At 71.5% G+C, this 16,722-nt stretch carries 16 protein-coding genes and 1 pseudogene; 12 read left to right on the forward strand and 5 right to left on the reverse strand.

The features are described from left to right. Positions 1 to 79: 79 nt before the first annotated feature. Positions 80 to 1,453: a cryptochrome/photolyase family protein gene (locus tag OG841_RS42605; RefSeq protein ID WP_371569737.1), complete on the reverse strand. Its 1,374-nt coding sequence runs from the start codon at positions 1,451 to 1,453 to the stop codon at positions 80 to 82. 36 nt (positions 1,454 to 1,489) lie between these two features. Beyond that, entirely contained in the window at positions 1,490 to 3,016 is a 1,527-nt protein-coding gene (locus OG841_RS42610) for an SDR family oxidoreductase (RefSeq protein WP_371569739.1), read from the reverse strand. Between the two features lie 362 nt (positions 3,017 to 3,378). On the opposite strand from OG841_RS42610, the gene OG841_RS42615 reads away from it, so the two are divergent. After that, positions 3,379 to 3,567, forward strand: a complete 189-nt coding sequence (locus OG841_RS42615; protein WP_059208846.1) for a hypothetical protein — start codon at positions 3,379 to 3,381, stop codon at positions 3,565 to 3,567. A gap of 27 nt (positions 3,568 to 3,594) precedes the next feature. Here OG841_RS42615 and OG841_RS42620 read toward each other — a convergent pair whose 3' ends face one another. Then, on the reverse strand, positions 3,595 to 4,515 hold the full coding sequence (locus OG841_RS42620) for a LysR family transcriptional regulator (RefSeq protein WP_328636469.1): 921 nt from the start codon (positions 4,513 to 4,515) through the stop codon (positions 3,595 to 3,597). Between the two features lie 143 nt (positions 4,516 to 4,658). On the opposite strand from OG841_RS42620, the gene OG841_RS42625 reads away from it, so the two are divergent. The 7 genes and pseudogenes from OG841_RS42625 (at position 4,659) to OG841_RS42655 (ending at position 11,124) form a co-directional block, all read left to right on the forward strand. Beyond that, entirely contained in the window at positions 4,659 to 4,736 is a 78-nt protein-coding gene (locus OG841_RS42625) for a putative leader peptide (RefSeq protein ID WP_350786652.1), read from the forward strand. Between the two features lie 121 nt (positions 4,737 to 4,857). Next, positions 4,858 to 5,958, forward strand: a complete 1,101-nt coding sequence (gene sfnG / locus OG841_RS42630; RefSeq protein WP_328636468.1) for a dimethylsulfone monooxygenase SfnG — start codon at positions 4,858 to 4,860, stop codon at positions 5,956 to 5,958. Between the two features lie 28 nt (positions 5,959 to 5,986). Next, positions 5,987 to 7,257 (forward strand): annotated as a pseudogene (locus tag OG841_RS42635) (acyl-CoA dehydrogenase family protein). 61 nt (positions 7,258 to 7,318) lie between these two features. After that, positions 7,319 to 7,873 (forward strand): NADPH-dependent FMN reductase, encoded by a 555-nt coding sequence (ssuE, locus tag OG841_RS42640; protein ID WP_328636467.1) that lies wholly within the window; start codon positions 7,319 to 7,321, stop codon positions 7,871 to 7,873. A gap of 5 nt (positions 7,874 to 7,878) precedes the next feature. Further along, positions 7,879 to 9,063, forward strand: coding sequence for an SfnB family sulfur acquisition oxidoreductase (locus OG841_RS42645; protein ID WP_371569742.1), 1,185 nt, complete (start codon positions 7,879 to 7,881; stop codon positions 9,061 to 9,063). A 33-nt stretch (positions 9,064 to 9,096) separates the two neighbouring features. After that, the gene (locus OG841_RS42650; RefSeq protein WP_371569744.1) at positions 9,097 to 10,242 is read left to right on the forward strand and encodes an LLM class flavin-dependent oxidoreductase; all 1,146 of its coding nucleotides are present in this window, start codon (positions 9,097 to 9,099) and stop codon (positions 10,240 to 10,242) included. Between the two features lie 57 nt (positions 10,243 to 10,299). After that, positions 10,300 to 11,124 (forward strand): alpha/beta fold hydrolase, encoded by an 825-nt coding sequence (locus tag OG841_RS42655; protein WP_328636464.1) that lies wholly within the window; start codon positions 10,300 to 10,302, stop codon positions 11,122 to 11,124. 161 nt (positions 11,125 to 11,285) lie between these two features. Here OG841_RS42655 and OG841_RS42660 read toward each other — a convergent pair whose 3' ends face one another. Next, complete coding sequence (locus OG841_RS42660; RefSeq protein WP_371569747.1) at positions 11,286 to 12,335, reverse strand: acyl-CoA dehydrogenase family protein; 1,050 nt, start codon at positions 12,333 to 12,335, stop codon at positions 11,286 to 11,288. Between the two features lie 94 nt (positions 12,336 to 12,429). On the opposite strand from OG841_RS42660, the gene OG841_RS42665 reads away from it, so the two are divergent. The 3 genes from OG841_RS42665 to OG841_RS42675 all read left to right on the forward strand — a co-directional run bounded on the left by OG841_RS42665 (position 12,430) and on the right by OG841_RS42675 (position 15,395). Next, positions 12,430 to 12,786 carry a YciI family protein gene (locus OG841_RS42665; protein WP_266376129.1) on the forward strand — a complete coding sequence of 119 codons (357 nt, stop codon included), beginning with the start codon at positions 12,430 to 12,432 and terminating at the stop codon, positions 12,784 to 12,786. After that, positions 12,786 to 13,976, forward strand: coding sequence for an RNA polymerase sigma factor (locus OG841_RS42670; RefSeq protein ID WP_371569749.1), 1,191 nt, complete (start codon positions 12,786 to 12,788; stop codon positions 13,974 to 13,976). Before OG841_RS42665 ends, OG841_RS42670 begins: the two co-directional genes overlap by 1 nt. A 96-nt stretch (positions 13,977 to 14,072) precedes the next feature. Further along, positions 14,073 to 15,395 (forward strand): aldehyde dehydrogenase family protein, encoded by a 1,323-nt coding sequence (locus OG841_RS42675; RefSeq protein WP_328636461.1) that lies wholly within the window; start codon positions 14,073 to 14,075, stop codon positions 15,393 to 15,395. A gap of 205 nt (positions 15,396 to 15,600) precedes the next feature. Here OG841_RS42675 and OG841_RS42680 read toward each other — a convergent pair whose 3' ends face one another. Further along, complete coding sequence (locus OG841_RS42680) at positions 15,601 to 16,179, reverse strand: TetR/AcrR family transcriptional regulator (protein WP_328636460.1); 579 nt, start codon at positions 16,177 to 16,179, stop codon at positions 15,601 to 15,603. 90 nt (positions 16,180 to 16,269) lie between these two features. On the opposite strand from OG841_RS42680, the gene OG841_RS42685 reads away from it, so the two are divergent. Further along, positions 16,270 to 16,716 carry an anthrone oxygenase family protein gene (locus OG841_RS42685; RefSeq protein ID WP_371569752.1) on the forward strand — a complete coding sequence of 149 codons (447 nt, stop codon included), beginning with the start codon at positions 16,270 to 16,272 and terminating at the stop codon, positions 16,714 to 16,716. Positions 16,717 to 16,722 lie beyond the last annotated feature (6 nt).

The following is a 16,722-nucleotide window of genomic DNA, read 5'->3' on the forward strand; positions in this document are numbered from 1 at the left end:
GCGCCGCCTGCATACATTCTGCGCTTATTTTCCCTTTATGTGTAGAGGTGGCGGCCCGTCTCCCGGTTCCCGGCCGACCTCAGTCACGGCCCCGGGCCCGCTTGAAGCGGGCGAGTCCCTCGGGCAGCTCCACGATCGGATCCGGATAGTCGAGCGCGGCGCGGTCCAGACCCCGCAGCTTCCACGGCTCGTGCACCACGGGCCCCCGCAGCGCGGCCAGTTCGGGCACCCAGCGGCGGACGTAGGCGCCGTCGGGGTCGTAGCGCTTGGCCTGGGTGACGGGGTTGAGGACGCGGTGGGGCCGGGTGTCGGTGCCGGTACCCGCCATCCACTGCCAGTTGAGCTGGTTGTTGGCGAGGTCGCCGTCGACCAGCAGATCCAGGAAGTGCCGGGCACCGACGCGCCAGTCGACGTACAGCGTCTTGGTGAGGAAGCTCGCCGTCAGCAGCCGGCCACGGTTGTGCATCCACCCCTCGTGGCGCAGCTGGCGCATCGCCGCGTCGACGATCGGGTAGCCGGTGCGGCCTTCCTTCCACGCCGCGATGTCCTCGGCGGCGGCCCGCCCGGAGCGCCAACGGTCGTGTCGGGTGCGGTAGTCGGTGGCGGCCGCGGCAGGGCGTGCCGCGAGCACCTGCCGGTTGAAGTCGCGCCAGGCGAGCTGCCGTACGAAGGCCTCGGCGCCCGGACCGCCTGCCCGGCGCGAGCGGTGGACGAGTTCGACGGGGGAGAGGGTGCCGAAGTGAAGGTGCGGGGAGAGCCGGGAGGTCGCGTCGCCGGCCAGGTCGTCATGGTGGTCCTCGTACGCGGTCACGCCCGCCCGCAGCCACGTGGTGAGCTGCTTGCGGCCCTCCGTCTCACCGCCGGCGGCGAGTCCTTCCGAGAGTCCGGACAGCTCGTCACGGGACGGCAGGAGCTCGGACCCGACGCCGTCAGGGACCCGCACGGTCCGCGGGGCGGCGAGCGGGTCCCGCAGCCGCTCCTGGGACCAGCGCCGGAAGTAGGGAGTGAAGACGGCGAAATGGTCCGAGGCTGCCGGGACCACCGAGCCGGGAGCGACGGCCGTGGTCACCGTGTCGTGAACGTGCAGCCGTACGCCCTCCGCCTCCAGGGCCCGGCGCAGCCGCTCCTCCCGCCGGTGGGCGTGGGCGCTGACGTCGGACGCCATGTGCACCTCGTCGGCGTCCGCCTCGGCGGCGACCTTGCACACCTCCTCGACGAGGCTGCCGTGGCGCACGACCAGCCGGCCGCCCCGCTCGCGCAGACCGGCGTCGAGGTCACGCAGACAGTCGGCCAGGAACGCCAGCCGGTTGGGGGCGGCGAATCCGGCGGCGTCCACGGCCTGGTCCCGCACGAACAGCGGGACGACCTGCTCGGTGCCGTCCAGGGCGGCTCGGAGCGGCGGGTGGTCGTGCAGGCGCAGGTCGCAGGTGAACAGGACGACCGAGATGCTCATGGTGCGTACTCCGGGATGCAGAGAGGAGCCGGGAGGTCAGGGGGCAGGGGTGTGCTGCGGATCGCGGGCCGTCGAACCCGCCGCTGTCCGGGCGATGTTGCGGGCCATGCCACCGAAGACGATCGCGTGGAAGGGGGAGACGCTCCACCAGTAGGCGTGGCCGAGCAGACCGTGCGGATGGAACAGGGCGCGCTGCCGGTAGCGGGTGCGGCCGTCCTCGTCCGTGACCGCGCCCATCTCCAGCCAGGCCAGGCCCGGCAGCCGCATCTCGGCCCGCAACCGCAGGAGCCGGCCGGGCTCGATCGCCTCGACCCGCCAGAAGTCCAGCGAGTCGCCGACCCGCAGCCGGGCCGCGTCCCGGCGCCCCCGGCGCAGTCCGACCCCGCCCACCAGCCGGTCCAGCCCGCCCCGCACCGCCCAAGCGAGCGGGAAGGAGTACCAGCCGTTCTCGCCGCCGATGCCCTCGATGACCCGCCACAGCGCCTCCGGCGAGGCGTCGACACGGAGCTCCCGGTGGTCGCTGTAGAGACTTCCGCCCGCCCAGTCGGGGTCGGTGGGCAACGGATCGCTGGGGGCGCCCGGCACCGAGGCAGACGACCACCGCGTCGTGACCCGCGCCTCCCGCACCCGCTGCAGCGCCAGTCGTACGGCCTCGTCGAAGCCGATCGGACGACCGGGCGGGCCGGGGAGATGGCGGGCGATGTCGTGCTCGCGGCAGACCACCTCGTGCCGCAGCGACTCGGTCAGCGGCCGGGCGATCGAGGCGGGCACCGGTGTCACCAGGCCCACCCAGTGGCTCGAGAGCCCGGGGGTGAGCACCGGCACCGGAAGGATGATCCGGCGCGGCAGTCCGGCGACCGCCGCGTACCTGAGCATCATCTGCCGGTACGTCAGCACCTCCGGTCCGCCGATGTCGAAGGCCCGGTTGACGTCCGACGGCATGCGGGCGCTGCCGACGAGGGCCCGGAGCACATCGCGGACCGCCACGGGCTGGATGCGGGTGTGCACCCAGCTCGGGGTGATCATCACGGGAAGGCGTTCGGTCAGGTACCGCAGCATCTCGAAGGACGCGGAACCCGAGCCGATGACGACGGCCGCCCGCAGGACCGTGGTCGGGACCTCGGAATCGAGCAGGATGCGGGCCACCTCGGCACGGGACCGCAGATGCGGGGAGAGTTCGTGCTCGGGCACGCCCGCCGGGGTGAGCCCGCTGAGGTGCACGATCCGCCGTACGCCCGCGATCCGGGCCTGCTCGGCGAAGATCAGCGCCGCCCTGCGGTCGGTCTCCTCGAAGTCCTTGCCGGAGCTCATCGTGTGCACCAGGTAGTACGCCACATCCATCCCGGCCAGTGCGCGGGCGACGGATGCGGCGTCGGTCACGTCACCGGCCACCACCTCGGCACGGTCGGCCCAGGGATGGTCGCGCAGCCGGTCGGGGGAGCGGGCCAGACAGCGCACCCGGTGTCCCGCCGAGAGGAGTTCGGGGACGAGCCGGCCGCCGATGTACCCCGTGGCGCCGGTCACCAGGCAGCGCAGTCCCTCTCGCGTGTCGTCGTGCTCCATCGGCCCTCGGTCCTTCGTCCAGGTCCCCCCTGCTGATCACTTCCGTGGCGTGGCTCGCTCCGGATGCGGTGCCGCGTGAACTCATCGGCGGGGCCACCACGCCGCCCGGCGCACGCGACCGCCCCGACCGCCCTGAGCCCGCTGCCCCTGGCACGCTCCGGAACCGGAACCGGAACCTGAACCGGGACGGGAGCAGGCGCGGGGCGAGCAGTGGCCGGGACGCGTTCGTGACCATGCTGCGCCGGCACCGGTTCCTGCCGACGGCCGACGCCCGTGGACGAAAACGCGGGCTCGGGAACATGATCGCGCCCATCGCGGGAAGCCGCACTCGTACGGAACAGGACGGTTCGAGTCGTACATCGATGCTGGAGGTGTTCGCCGCTATGGGCGCGAAGGTGTTGGAGCGGTTTCCAGCGGGAGCTCCTCGCGGATCGTGGCCGGCGGAGGAGTACGCGGCGGAGCGACGAGCCAAGGGTGAGCCGGCGACCGTCGTGATGGATCTGAAGTCGGACGCGTTCCTCGTGGTCGTCCCGGGGCGAGACGAGGACTGAACGGGGCACGCTCCTCCCCGGAGCGGCTCAGTCGGGCGGGGTGAGCGTCCCGCCCAGGTGCCGGGCCCTGCGGACGAACACCTCGTGCAGGTCCCGGGCCGCCCGCGGCACGGACTCGGCCCTGCGGCGCTGAAGCATCAGCAGCACCCGGGTCGTGTCGCCCTCGATCGGCCGGTGGGTGATCGTGCCCTGCCGCTCCAGCGGATCCCCGACCACGCTGAAGTCGGGCAGCACGGTCACCCCCAGCCCCTCGGCCACCATCAGCTTGCCCATCTCGGCGCCGTCGGTGGAGTACGCGAAGGACGTGCCGTGGTGGCCCAGCAGCCGGTGGACGAAACGGTGCATGACATAGCCGGTGCGCATCGCGATCAACGGCTGGGTGAGCAGGTCGTCCACCGACACACCGGTCCGCGCGGCCAGCGGACTGTCCGGGCGCAGGCACACCACCGGCCGCCCCCGCAGCAGCTGAGTGGACTCGAATCCCGCCGGCGTGTCGTCGCCGTCGAGGTGATTGACCAGACCGAGGTCGAACCCGCCCTCGGACAGGGCCCGGTGGATGTCCGTCTGCTGCGCGCCGACCACCTCGACCTGGGTGACCGGATGAGCGGCCCGGAAATCCTCGACCGCCGGAATGAGCAGCGGCACGGTCGCCGCGTTCACCGTCCCGACCCGGACCATCCGGCTGATGCGGTGCTGCTCGCCCGCCGCCGCCCGCAGCCGGTCCACCGCCTCCAGTACGCCGACGATGTGCGGAAGCAGCTCCCGGCCCTCCGCGCTCATCGTGGCCCCGGACCGCTTGCGCTCCAGCAGATCGACCCCGAGCTCCCGCTCCAGGTTCCGCACGGTCTCGCTCAACGCGGGCTGCGACAGGCGCAGTTCGTCCGCCGCCCGGCGCAGTGAGCCGAGCCGGGTCACCGCGGCGATGTATTCCAGCTGTTCCGTCCGCATGCCCGCAGAATGCGGGTCATTTCCCGCCCGGTTCAAGGGTTTCCCTGTCACACGTTCGTGAAATTCAATGGTCCGCGATACGAGACCGGTCGGGTTTACCTTGACGCCTCTCGCCACCGGCTGTCACGATCGACGACATGAAGATGCGACTGGACCTCACGCGGCGACGCCATGTCGACCTCGCGCGCGTCTCCAGTGCCTCCTGTTGCGCCGCGGCCTGATCAACCTCCTGTGATCCGCCGCGCTTTCCCTCTTTCCGAGGCTTTCCCCGCCTGAATTCCTTGTGCCCGCGCACCTCTTGAATTCGGCGTGCCCGAAAACATTCCGCAACAGGAGTCACGCATGCCTGCCGCGCCCGTGAAATTCGCCTACTGGGTCCCCAACGTCAGTGGGGGACTGGTCACCAGCAAGATCGAGCAGCGCACCGACTGGGGCTACGACTACAACCGCGAACTCGCCGTCCTCGCCGAGAACAACGGCTTCGACTACGCCCTCAGTCAGGTCCGCTACATGGCCAGCTACGGCGCCGAGTTCCAGCACGAGTCGACCAGCTTCAGCCTCGCCCTGCTGCTCGCCACCCAGCGTCTGAAGGTCATCGCCGCCGTCCACCCCGGCCTGTGGCACCCGGGCGTCCTCGCCAAGCTCGGCGCCACCGCCGACCACCTCTCCAAGGGCCGCTTCGCCGTGAACGTCGTGTCGGGCTGGTTCAAGGGTGAGTTCACCGCCCTGGGCGAGCCCTGGCTGGAGCACGACGAGCGCTACCGCCGCTCCGAGGAGTTCATCACCGCCCTGCGCAAGATCTGGACCGAGGACCATGCCGAACTCGGCGGTGACTTCTACCGGTTGCGGGACTTCTCCCTCAAGCCCAAGCCCCTCAACACCGAGGATCGGCCGCACCCGGAGATCTTCCAGGGCGGCAACTCCAGCGCCGCCCGCGCCATGGCGGGCCGGGTCTCCGACTGGTACTTCTCCAACGGCAAGGACTTCGACGGAGTCGTCGAGCAGATCACCGACGTCCGCAAGTCCGCCGCCGAAGTCGGGCGCACGGCACCGAAGTTCGGCCTCAACGGCTTCCTCATCGCTCGGGACACCGAGGCCGAGGCCCGCGAGACGCTGAGGGAGATCGTCGCCAAGGCCGACACGGAGGCCGTCGAGGGATTCGGCGCGGCCGTGAAGCAGGCCGGACAGTCCACCGGCGACAAGAAGGGCATGTGGCAGGACTCCACCTTCGAGGACCTCGTCCAGTACAACGACGGCTTCCGCACCGGTCTCATCGGCACGCCGGAGCAGATCGCCGAGCGGATCGTCGCCTACAAGAAGCTCGGCGTGGACCTCCTGCTTCTCGGTTTCCTGCACTACCACGAGGAGGTCGAGTACTTCGGCAGGCGAGTGCTGCCGCTCGTGCGGGAGCTGGAGTCCCAGCTCCCGGACTCCGACGCCTGATCCCCCACCCGCGAAAGAGGTCATCCGCATGAGCACCGCCACGCCCACCGACTGGCAGACCCGCCCCGTCCCCGAGACCGCCCAGGACTGGATCGCCCGCGCCGCCGAGGTCGCCGCCGTCCTCGCCACCGACGCCGCCGAACGCGACCACGTGGGTGCCACCCCGTACGCCGAGGTCCATCTCCTCAAGGACGCCGGCCTCGTCACCCTGCTCGGTCCCACCGAGCACGGCGGTGGAGGCCAGGACTGGCCCACCGCCTACCGGGTGGTCCGCGAGATCGCCAAGGCCGACGGCTCCATCGGCCAGCTCCTCGGCTATCACTACCTGTGGTTCTGGGCCGCCCGCCTGGTCGGCACCCGCGAGCAGTGGGAGCACGTCGAGGCCGAGGCGTCCCGCAACCGCTGGTTCTTCGGTGGCGCGGTCAACCCGCGCGACAAGGACGTCGTGGTGACCGAGGACGGCGACGACCTCGTCTACACCGGCCGCAAGTCCTTCTCCACCGGCAGCAAGGTCTCCGACGTCACCGTCCTGGAAGGCGTCCTGGAGGGCACCGACCAGCACATCTTCGCGATCGTGCCCTCCGACTCGGAAGGCCTGACCTTCCACGACGACTGGGACAACATCGGTCAGCGCCTCACCGAGAGCGGGCGCGTCACCCTCGACGGCGTGCGCACCCCGTGGTCGAGCGCGGCCGGATATGTCGACAAGGTGTTCCAGCCGCGCGTCTACAACACCCTCAACGTCCCCACCATCCAGCTGGTCTTCGTCAACTTCTACCTGGGCATCGCGGGCGGCGCGCTGGAGACGGCCGCCACGTACACCCGTGAGAAGTCGCGCTCCTGGCTGCACGGTGGCTACGAGCGAGCGGTCGACGAGCCGTACGTCATCGACATCTACGGCGACCTCACCGCCAAGCTCTGGGCGGCCGAGGCCCTCGCCGACGCCGTCGCCGCCGAGGGACAGAAGCTCCACGACGACCCCGACGCGGTCACGGATCAGACGCGAGGAGACTTCGAGGTCCGGGTGGCCGCGGTCAAGGCCCGCGCCACCGACGTGGCCCTGGAGATCTCGAACCGGATCTTCGAGGTGACGGGCGCCCGCTCCACGGCCACCTCCGAGGGCCTGGACCGCTTCTGGCGCAACGTCCGCACCCGCCCACCCGTCACCCGACCACCGCCCCTCAAAGAGGCGCTTCGCGCCGCACCTTTGGATGCCACGACCCGGTCGCGTACAAGCGGCGCGAGGTCGGCCGCTGGGTCCTTGAAGGCGAGCTGCCCGAGCCTACCTGGTACTCCTGACCGCTTCCCCAGGGGCGCCCCCTCCCTACCGGGGGCGCCCTCCTCCCCGAAAGAGGACCGCATGGCCACCGTCCTGTCCGTCTCCGGCAGTCCCTCCGCCTCCTCCCGCACCAACCGGCTGCTGCGCCATCTCGACCGGCGCCTGACCGCGCAGGGCCACGAGGTGATCCCGCTCGACGTCCGCACCGTCCCCGCCGAGGCCCTTCTCGGCGCCGACTTCAAGCACCCGGCGATCGTCGAGGTGACCGAGCTCTTCGAGCGCGCCGACGGGATCGTCGTGGGTACTCCTGTCTACAAGGCGTCGTACTCCGGTGTCCTCAAGGCCCTGCTCGACCTGCTCCCGCAGTACGCCCTTCTCGGCAAGACCGTGCTGCCGCTGGCGACCGGCGGCTCCACCGCCCACGTCCTGGCCATCGACTACGCGCTCCGTCCGGTCCTCAGCTCCATGGGCGCGGCCCACATAGTGCAGGGCTGGTTCACCCTCGACAAGGACATCTCCGTGCAGGAGGACGGCTCGCTGATCGTCGCGCCGGCCGCGACCGAGGCGCTCACGCAGGTCGTCGACCAGTTCTCGACCGCGCTGGGACGGCGGCCGGTGCTCGCGGCGGCGGGCTGATCCCCATGACAGCCCATGTGATCGCCGACGACGCGGAGGCCCTCGCGGTCGCCGCGTCGCTGGCCGCGGAGTTCCGCACGGGTGCCTCCGCAAGGGACATCCAACGCAGGCTGCCGCGCGAGGAGTTGGATCGGCTCTCCGCCTCCGGTCTGCTCGCTGTCACCGTCCCCGCCGAGCACGGGGGAGCGGACGTGAGCGCCTCCACCCTGGCCGAGATCTTCCGGCTGCTCGCCTCCGCCGACGGAAGCCTTTCCCAGATCCCGCAGAGCCACTTCGCCTACGTCAATGTGATCCGCCGTCAGGGCACCGACGAGCAGCAAAAGTTCTTCTTCTCCGAGCTGCTGGCCGGCCGCCGCTTCGGCAACGCGCAGTCCGAGGCCGGAACCAAGCACGTCCAGGACATCCGCACCCGCCTGCAGCCGGGGCCGGCCGGCTCGTACGTCCTCGACGGCGTGAAGCACTACTCCACCGGCGCCCTGTTCGCCGACTGGATCCCCGTGCTGGCCCGCGCCGAGGACGACAAACTGCACGTCGCCTACGTCCCCGGCAACGCTCCCGGCCTCACGGTGATCGACGACTGGGACGGACTCGGCCAGCGTACGACGGCCAGCGGCACCGTCCGCCTCGAAGGCGTCGAGGTCCCGGCCGACCGGGTCCTGCCCCACCACCTCACCTTCGAGGGACCCCAACTCCACGGAGCCGTCGCCCAGTTGCTGCACGCCGCCATCGACGCCGGGATCGCCGGGGGAGCGCTCGCGGAGGCCGCGGAGTTCGTCCGGACGAAGAGCCGTCCGTGGTTCGAGAGCGGAGTCGAGACCGCCGCCGAGGACCCCCTGCTTATCCAGCGCTTCGGCGAACTGGCCATCCAGGCAAGAGCGTCCGAGGCCCTGCTCCGGGAAGCCGCCCGTGCCGTGGACGCCGCCCGGGCCGACCTCACCGACGACTCGGCGGCCGAGGCGTCCATCGCCGTGGCCGCGGCCAAGGTGTCGGCGGCCCAGGCCGCGGTGGAGGTCGCGAGCGCCCTGTTCGAGGTGTCCGGAACCCGATCGGCGCTCAACTCCCTCAATCTGCACCGGCATTGGCGCGATGCCCGCACCCATACCCTGCACGACCCGACCCGCTGGAAGATCCAGCACATCGGAAGGTACGTGCTCAACGGCACCCGGCCACCCCGGCACGGCCTCCTCTAGCGAACTGCGGACCTTCCAGATCGGAGCCCTCCCATGTCCCTCACCTTCCACTGGTTCCTGCCCACCAACGGCGACAGCCGCCATGTCGTGGGCGGCGGTCACGGCACGCCCGCCACCGTCTCCGGACGGGACCGGCCGCCGACGGTCGCCTACCTGAGCCAGATCGCCCGCGCGGCCGAGGACCTGGGCTTCGTGGGGGCGCTGACGCCCACCGGCGCCTGGTGCGAGGACGCGTGGCTGACCACCGCCATGGTCAGCCAGAACACCGAGCGCCTGAAGTTCCTGGTCGCCTTCCGGCCCGGGTTCGTCTCACCCACCCTCGCCGCGCAGATGGCGTCCACCTTTCAGCGGCAGACCGGCGGGCGGCTGCTGCTCAACGTGGTCACCGGCGGGGAGAGCCACGAGCAGCGGGCCTACGGGGACTTCCTCGACAAGGACGCCCGCTACCGCCGTACCGGAGAATTCCTGGACGTCGTACGGGGGTTGTGGGAGGGCAAGACCGTCGACCTGCGCGGCGAGCACCTCCACGTCGAGGACGCGAAACTGGCGCGTGTGCCCGATCCGGTGCCCGAGGTGTACTTCGGCGGATCCTCGCCCATCGCCGGGGAGGTCGCCGCCAAGTACGTCGACGTGTACCTCACCTGGGGCGAGCCGCCCGCGCAGGTCGCCGAGAAGATCGCCTGGATCCGTGGGCTCGCGGCGAAGGAGGGCCGCACCCTGCGGTTCGGGATCCGCCTGCACGTCATCACCCGGGACACCTCCGAGCAGGCCTGGGCCGAGGCGAACCGTCTCCTGGAGGGCTTCGACCCCGAGACCGTGAGGTCGGTGCAGGCCGGGCTCGCCCGCAGCGAGTCCGAGGGGCAGCAGCGCATGCTCGCCCTGCACGGCGGCGGCGCTCGCGACGGCCTGGAGATCCACCCCAACCTGTGGGCCGGTATCGGCCTGGTGCGCGGTGGCGCGGGAACCGCACTGGTCGGCAGCCACGACGAGGTCGCGGAGCGGATCAAGGAGTATCACGCCCTCGGCATCGACGAGTTCGTGCTCTCCGGCTACCCGCATCTGGAGGAGGCCTACTGGTTCGGCGAGGGAGTCCTGCCACGTCTGGCCGCACAGGGGCTGTGGCAGCACCCGGCCGGTAAGCAGGCCGCGCCCTCGGCGCAGGTGCCGTTCGCGAGCTAGGCCCTCACCACGTACGCTCACGGGCTCGACCTGCGCAACCGTCGAGAGGAACAGCCCGTGAGCGACTGGCCGTTGACCAGGATCTTCCACAGCAGCTCGGGTGAGGTCCGCTGGGACAGACTCGGAGACCCGGGCCGGGACCCGGTCGTCCTCCTCCACGGCACGCCCTTCTCCTCCTATGTCTGGCGTGCCGTAGCCCGCGCCCTCGCACGCCGCCACCACGTGTTCGTGTGGGACATGCCCGGCTACGGGGCCTCGGAGAAATTCGCCGGCCAGGATGTCTCCCTGGCGGCCCAGGGCCGGGTCTTCACCGAGCTGCTGGCGCACTGGGATCTCGACCGACCCCGGGTCGTGGCCCACGACTTCGGCGGTGCCGTGTCCTTGCGGGCCCATCTGCTGCACGGTGCCCGCTACGGCTCGCTCGCCCTGGTCGACCCGGTCGCGCTGGCCCCCTGGGGATCGCCGTTCTTCCGGCTCGTCGGCAAGCACTCCGACGTCTTCGATCAACTGCCGCCCGCCCTGCACCGGGCCCTCGTCCGCGAGTACGTCGGCTCCGCCAGCGGCCCCGGCCTGCACCCCACCGTCCTGGACCGGCTGGTCGAACCCTGGCTCGGCGACCCGGGCCAGGCGGCCTTCTACCGCCAGATCGCCCAGGCCGACCAGCGCTACACCGACGAAGTGCAGGACCGGTACGGTGAGATCGCGATCCCGACCCTGGTGTGCTGGGGCGAGGACGACACCTGGATCCCCGTCGACAAGGGGCACGAACTCGTCGCGCGCATCCCGGGCGCACGCCTCGAAACCGTTCCGGGCGCCGGTCACCTCGTCCAGGAGGACGCCCCCGCCCACCTCACGGCCGCCCTCGTCGACTTCCTGGCCTAGGTCCCTTCTGATGGACCTCCGCGGCGTCACGGCGTCCGGCACGCACGCTCGCCGCACGGCGCAAAGGGACAGGTGGCTCCGCCACATGACCCTTCGCACCGCACGCCGATCGCACGCACCGGACGCCGCTCCTTCCTCCACGGAGATCCATCAGAAGGGCCCTAGAGCTGCGCCAGCGCGTCCAGATGGGCGCGGCGCACGTCGGTGGTCTGTCCCTGCACGAGCAGGAACATCCCCTCGCGGAAGAGCCGTTGGGCCGTACCGTCGAGGCCCATGGCCCGGCCGCCCCCGGCCACGACGGCCGCGGTCGTGGCGGCGCGCATCAGGTCGTACGACCGCGTCTTGAGCGCCAGCCGTTCGGCGACGCGCTCATGCAGGACGGGGTGGTCGGCCAGGGCGTACACCTGCCCGCGCACCGCGTCGAGGCGGCCACGCAGGGCACCCGCGGTCTCGGACTCCCCGGCGTCGTCCAGCACTTGGAGCGCCGCGTACGCCACCCCGAAGACGGCGGGGGAGGCGTTGGTGTTGCGGGGCCGGTCCACCAGCGCGAACGTCTCCTGCGGAGTGCGGAGCACCACCGCGTCATCGGGCAGCCACAGGCCGTCCAGCTCCAGGGAGACCGTCCGGGCCGCGGTGAGCGCCGCCAGCCGCATCGGCTCCGACGCCCGCAGTCCCGGCTGTTCGCGTGCCTCGGTGAACGCGAACACCACCTCGTCCGCCTCGCTCACCCCGGCCAGCAGCATCACGTCGTTCAGACCCCAGCCGGTGAACCACGGCACCGTCCCGTCGAAGCGCCAGCCGCCTCGCTCGGCCGTCGCCCGCACCGGCACCCGCGGAAAGGCGCGGACGTGGGCGAACGCGATCCCGGCCAGCAGCTCGCCGGTCGCCAGCGGCCCGAGCAGCCGCTCCCGCACCGGCAGGGCGGACTGCGCGAGCAGCCGCACCGGCGAGTGGTGCTGGGTCTGCACGAACCACGTGGAGCAGCACGCCCCGGCGAGGATCTCCTGGACCTCCCGCGCCACCGCGTCCGGGGCGCCCGCACCGCCGTACTCCTTCGGTGCGCTCACCCCGAGCAGGCCCGAGCGCCTGATCGCGTCGAGGTGGCTCGCGGGCACGCCCTCCTGATCGACCCGTGCCGCGTGCGGGGCGAGGAGGCCGGCCGCGAGGGCGTGGGCGGTGGCGAGGAGCGGGTGCGGTGCGGCGGTGGTCATGGACAAGATTCTCCCGATCGAGTCGCGCGCGGTGTCGATCCGGGGGTGTGCCGTTCGTGTAGGAGGTGAGACACACGCACAGGAGGAGAGCGACATGCAGTACTACCTGCTCAACGTCATGCAGCCCGGCTGGGACGAGCTGCCCGCGCCCGAGGTCCTGGCCGAGATCGGCAAGCGCCTGGACGCCTTCCACCAGGAGCTGCGCGAGGCCGGGGCCTGGGTCTTCGCCGGGGGCCTGCACAGCCCCGACTCCTCGACCGTGCTGCGGCCGCGTGACGGCGACGTGCTGATCACCGACGGGCCGTACGCCGAGGGCAAGGAACAACTCGGCGGCCTCTGCATCGTGAAGGCGCCCGACCTGGACGCGGCCCTGGAGTGGGGACGCAAGGCGGCCCTGGCCACCACCCTGCCCATCGAGGTGCGCCCCTTCCAGCACCAGTCCGAGGACTGATGACCCTGGACATCGAGGGCGTCTTCCGCGAGGAGTACGGCCGCGCGGTCGCGGTCCTGGTCCGCTTCCTCGGCGACATCGACCTCGCCGAGGAAGCGGTCCAGGACGCCTTCACCACGGCTGTGCGGCGCTGGCCGGAGACCGGTGTGCCGCCCAGCCCGGCCGGCTGGATCATCACCACCGCCCGCCATCGCGCGATCGACCGGCTGCGCCGCGAGTCCACCAGGCAGGCCCGCCACGCCGAGGCCGCCCTGCTGCACGCCCCCGACGCACCGCCCGAGGAGGGCCCCGTGCGCGACGAACGGCTCCGCCTCATCTTCACCTGCTGCCACCCCGCCCTCGCGCCCCAGGCACAGGTCGCCCTCACCCTGCGCCTGCTCGGCGGCCTCACCACCGCCCGGATCGCCCGCGCCTTCCTCGTCCCCGAGCCGACCATGGCCCAACGCCTCGTCCGCGCCAAGGCCAAGATCCGCGACGCCCGCATCCCCTACCGCGTCCCCCGCGACGCCGACCTGCCCGACCGGCTCAAGGGCGTGCTCGCCGTCGTCTACCTGATCTTCAACGAGGGGTACGGCGGTACAGCCGACCTGTGCGCGGAGGCCGTACGCCTGGGCCGTGTGCTGGCCGAGCTCATGCCGGACGAACCCGAGGTCACCGGTCTCCTCGCACTCATGCTGCTCGTCGACTCCCGCCGCGCCGCCCGCACCGATGACAACGGTGAACTCGTGCCGCTGTCCGAGCAGGACCCGGATCGCTGGGACCGCGCGCTCATCGCCGAGGGCCAATCACTCGTACGGCGGTGTCTGCGCCGGAACCATCCGGGGCCGTATCAGATCCAGGCCGCCATCCAGGCCGTGCACAGCGACGCGCCCACCGACTGGGGGCAGGTCCGCCGGCTGTACGACCAGCTGATGGCCGTGGCTCCCAGTCCCGTCGTGGCCCTGAACCGGGCGGTCGCCGTGGCCGAGACCGACGGACCCGCACAGGCCCTCGCCCTGGTGGACGCGCTGGACCTCGACGACTACCACGTCCTCCACGCCGTCCGGGCCGACCTGCTGCGCCGGCTCGGACGCGACGCGGAGGCCGCGGACGCCTACGCGAAGGCCGCGGAACTCACCGAGAATCCGGCGGAGCGTACCTATCTCGAACACCGCCGCCGCTCGCTGTCCCCTCGGCGCGAAAAGTCCTGACGGCGGCCCGGAATTTACCCGGACGCGAAAAGGTTGCAATATGCATCTGATCGTCGAGACCCGGCCGCAAGGCCCGCCCACCCCAGCGAGGCATCCGTGAACCACCCCGCCCCCGAGCAGCCCGCCGACGTCGTGGCCCGACTGCGCGCCACCTTCCGCAGCGGCCGCACCAAGCCCGTCGCATGGCGTACGACCCAGCTGCGCCGTCTGCGCGAGATGCTCACGGAGAACGGCACGGAGCTGGCCGCCGCCCTCCACGCCGACCTGGGCAAGAGCTCCACCGAGGCCTTCCGCACCGAGATCGACTTCACGATCCGCGAGATCGACCACACCCTGGAGCACCTCACCGACTGGCTGCGGCCCGAGTCCGCCCCGGTCCCGGCGCACCTCGGCGCCGACGCGAGCGCCCGGACGCAGTACGACCCGCTCGGCGTCGTCCTCGTCATCGCCCCCTGGAACTACCCGGCCCAGTTGCTGCTCGCCCCGGTGGTCGGCGCCCTCGCCGCGGGCAACGTGGTGGTCGCCAAGCCGAGCGAGCTGGCCCCGGCCACCTCCGCCGCCCTGGCCCGGCTGCTGCCCGCCCACTTGGACACGGACGCCGTGGCCGTGGTCGAGGGCGGCATCCCGGAGACCACGGCCCTGCTGGCCGAGCGCTTCGACCACATCTTCTACACCGGCAACGGCGCCGTCGGCCGTATCGTCCTGCGCGCCGCCGCCGAGCACCTGACCCCGGTCACGCTCGAACTGGGCGGCAAGTCCCCGGCGTTCGTCGACCGCGACGCCGACCTCACCGTCGTCGCGGACCGCCTGGCCCGCGGCAAGTTCCTCAACGCCGGACAGACCTGCGTCGCCCCCGACTACGTCCTGACCGACCCGGAGACGGCGGCCGCCCTGGAGCCGCTGCTGGCCGGCGCCGTGGAAACGCTGTACGGCAGCGACCCCGCCGACTCCGGCGAGTACGGACGCATCATCAACGAACGGCACTTCGACCGCCTCACCGGCCTGCTCGACTCGGGCCGCACGGTCGTCGGCGGCGCGAGCGACCGTACGAGCAAGTACATCGCGCCCACCGTCCTCGCCGACGTGGACCCCAAGTCCCCGGTGATGCAGGAGGAGATCTTCGGTCCGATCCTGCCGATCGTCACCGTCCCCGGCCTCGACGAGGCCATCGACTTCATCAACGACCGGGACAAGCCGCTCGCGCTGTACGTCTTCACCGACTCCGACACGACACGGCGCCGCATCGCCGACGAGACCTCCTCCGGCGGTCTCGGCTACGGCCTGCCGCTCGCCCATCTCACCGTCTCCGACCTGCCGTTCGGCGGCGTCGGGGAGAGCGGCATGGGCAACTACCACGGCCGCTACTCCATCGAGACCTTCAGCCACCGCAAGGCGATCCTCGAGAAGCCCCTCGGCTAGGGCGCGTGTCGGGTCGTGATCCATGAGCTCGCGGCCTCCGGCGTGGGTGCCCCGTCCGGGGTGCGGGGCCCGGCGATCTGCGGCTGCGCCGCGTGGACGCGAATGACCGGAAGCGTTGCCCAAGGCGGGTGGGCAGGCGGGAAGACGGGCAGGCAGGCAGCGGCCGGGGCACGAGGGCCGCGGCCGCGCGCCCGCCAGGGCGGTGTCAGAGCATGGCCAGCCGATCCACCAGCAGCTCCACCCTCGGCTCGGCGTCCTCGGGCAGCAGGCGGCCTGCGCGGGTCAGGGTCGCAAGGCCGTGCAGCGCCGCCCAGAACGCCTCGGTGAACAGTCCTGGGGGGACGCCGTCGCCGGCGACCTCGCCGAGAGTCTCCAGCAGGGCGGCGAAGGCGTCCTTGAGGGGCTCGGGGGTGTCCTCCTGTGCGTACGCCAGGCCACCGTCGAGCTGGAACAAGGCGTCGTAGACCGCCGGATTGCGTACGGCGAAGTCGAGGTAGGCGCGGGCCAGGGCGACGACCCGGGCGCGGGGGCGGTCCGCGGCGGCGGTCGCTGCCCGCACCGCCGTGGCCAGTTCGGCGGCCCCCTGAAGGGCGACGGCGCCGATGATCTCGCGCTTGCCCCGGAAGTGGCTGTAGAGGACGGGCTGGCTGTATTCGATGCGCTCGGCGAGCCGACGGGTGGTGACTGCGTCCCAGCCCTGCTGCTCGGCGAGTTCGCGGGCTGTCGCCACGATGAGGCGCTCGCGCTCCGCCCGTTCGCGCTGCTTGCGTTCCTGTACCGACATGAATCGATCCTAGCACTGCTAGACAATCGAGCGACAGTAGTACTAGCGTTGCCTCATCAGCTAGCAACGCTAGTTCACGGAGGGATCGTCATGCTCAACGCACTCGGGGTCGTCACCACCGTCGTCGTCGGCCTGATGGTGGGGGTGGAGTTCTGCGTCGCCTTCATCATGAGCCGGATCCTGGACGCGCTTCCCGGGGACAGCGGCCAGCTCGGCCACGCCCACGGCGGCCGCATGCTCGGCGCCCTGATGCCGTTCTGGTACATCGGCTCGCTCGTCCTCAGCGCGATCTGGGCCGTCGCCGGATGGCACCACCACGGCGCCGGACTCGTCGTCACCGCCGCCGGACTGCTGATCGTCAGCGTGGTCATGTCGGTGCTGCTGCTCGTCCCGATCAACAACCGGAACAAGACCTGGACCCCCGAGAACCGGCCCGCCGACTGGAAGCAGCAGCTGCACCGCTGGGAGCGCTACCACTACGTCCGCGTCGCCGTCATCATCGCCGCCTTCGCCCTGCTCGCCTCCGCCCTCGTCTGATACCGG

Source organism: Streptomyces canus (assembly GCF_041435015.1).
GTDB classification, from domain to species: Bacteria; Actinomycetota; Actinomycetes; order Streptomycetales; family Streptomycetaceae; genus Streptomyces; species Streptomyces canus_G.

Coding starts and splice junctions, on each gene's coding strand:
- OG841_RS42605 (WP_371569737.1), bottom strand. CDS start 1,453: ATGAGCATCTCGGTCGTCCTGTTCACCTGCGACCTGCGCCTGCACGAC.
- OG841_RS42610 (WP_371569739.1), bottom strand. CDS start 3,016: ATGGAGCACGACGACACGCGAGAGGGACTGCGCTGCCTGGTGACCGGC.
- OG841_RS42615 (WP_059208846.1), top strand. CDS start 3,379: ATGCTGGAGGTGTTCGCCGCTATGGGCGCGAAGGTGTTGGAGCGGTTT.
- OG841_RS42620 (WP_328636469.1), bottom strand. CDS start 4,515: ATGCGGACGGAACAGCTGGAATACATCGCCGCGGTGACCCGGCTCGGC.
- OG841_RS42625 (WP_350786652.1), top strand. CDS start 4,659: ATGCGACTGGACCTCACGCGGCGACGCCATGTCGACCTCGCGCGCGTC.
- sfnG (WP_328636468.1), top strand. CDS start 4,858: ATGCCTGCCGCGCCCGTGAAATTCGCCTACTGGGTCCCCAACGTCAGT.
- ssuE (WP_328636467.1), top strand. CDS start 7,319: ATGGCCACCGTCCTGTCCGTCTCCGGCAGTCCCTCCGCCTCCTCCCGC.
- OG841_RS42645 (WP_371569742.1), top strand. CDS start 7,879: ATGACAGCCCATGTGATCGCCGACGACGCGGAGGCCCTCGCGGTCGCC.
- OG841_RS42650 (WP_371569744.1), top strand. CDS start 9,097: ATGTCCCTCACCTTCCACTGGTTCCTGCCCACCAACGGCGACAGCCGC.
- OG841_RS42660 (WP_371569747.1), bottom strand. CDS start 12,335: ATGACCACCGCCGCACCGCACCCGCTCCTCGCCACCGCCCACGCCCTC.
- OG841_RS42665 (WP_266376129.1), top strand. CDS start 12,430: ATGCAGTACTACCTGCTCAACGTCATGCAGCCCGGCTGGGACGAGCTG.
- OG841_RS42670 (WP_371569749.1), top strand. CDS start 12,786: ATGACCCTGGACATCGAGGGCGTCTTCCGCGAGGAGTACGGCCGCGCG.
- OG841_RS42680 (WP_328636460.1), bottom strand. CDS start 16,179: ATGTCGGTACAGGAACGCAAGCAGCGCGAACGGGCGGAGCGCGAGCGC.
- OG841_RS42685 (WP_371569752.1), top strand. CDS start 16,270: ATGCTCAACGCACTCGGGGTCGTCACCACCGTCGTCGTCGGCCTGATG.